The following is an 893-nucleotide window of genomic DNA, read 5'->3' as shown; positions in this document are numbered from 1 at the left end:
GGCTGAACTGCTCGCGGATCAGCGCGCCGAGGCCCTTGCCGGTGTGGGCGCCGAGCCTGACCGCCATCTCCTGCACCATGACCAGGGCGATGGTGACCAGCACCATGAAGAACAGCGTGCCGTAGGTGAACTGGGAGCCGGCGCTGGCGTAGGTGGCGATGCCGGCGGCGTCGTTGCCGGCGTTGGCGGCGACCAGTCCGGGGCCGGCGATCAGCGCGACGGCCGTGATGCGGCGCCGGCCCCGACGGCGGGTGGCAGGTGCGGCGGGATCCGGGAGCACCGCGGCAGGGGAGGCGGTCGTGAGGGGCGCGGTAGGGGTGTTGAGGTCGCGGGTCACTTGAGGAGCCTCCGGAAGTGCAGGCGGCCGCGCTCGGGCAGCAGGGCGTCGAGGATGTCGTCGGCGAGGATCCGGCCGAGCGGGCGGCCGGCGTCGTCGACCACAAGAAGGGAGCTGGCGCGGGCGGCGACCAGAAGGTCGGCGGCCTCGGCGAGGCGGGAGTCCGGGCGCACGGTGACCGGCGGGGCGAACTGTGCCAGCCATTCCACCAGGTCGCCGACCAGCGCGGTGTCGTCTGCCACCGCCAGGTCGAACAGCGGGACGTCACCGGCCAGGCGGCCATCCTTGTCCACGACCGCGACCGCGTCGATCTCGGTGCGGTGCTCGGCCTGCGCGGCCAGCTCCGCCCGCACCTGGGCGATCGTCTGGTCGGGGCGGGCGGTCACCAGCACGGTGGTCATCGCGCCGCCGGCCGTGCCCTCGCGGTGGGTGAGCAGGGTGCGCAGTTCGGCTGCCTCGTCGGCAGGCATGCGGGTCAGCAGGGCTTCGCGCTCGCCCGGGTCGAGGTCGCGGAGGGCGTCGGCGGCCTCGTCCGGTTCCATCTCGCAGGCGGGCG

The 893-nt window shown here is 74.5% G+C and carries 2 protein-coding genes; both read right to left on the bottom strand.

Annotated elements, in window-relative coordinates; translation table 11 throughout:
- Positions 1-337 (bottom strand): divalent metal cation transporter (locus C2142_RS37250; protein ID WP_206671110.1); only part of this gene is annotated, 337 nt, incomplete at its 3' end.
- A partial coding sequence (locus C2142_RS41260) for a CBS domain-containing protein (RefSeq protein ID WP_241003055.1) occupies positions 334-893 on the bottom strand: 560 nt, incomplete at its 5' end. The genes C2142_RS37250 and C2142_RS41260, both read right to left, overlap by 4 nt.

It is taken from the genome of Streptomyces sp. CB01881 (genome assembly GCF_002953255.1).
GTDB lineage: Bacteria > Actinomycetota > Actinomycetes > Streptomycetales > Streptomycetaceae > Kitasatospora.
This window is presented reverse-complemented; position numbering and strand designations above follow the sequence as displayed.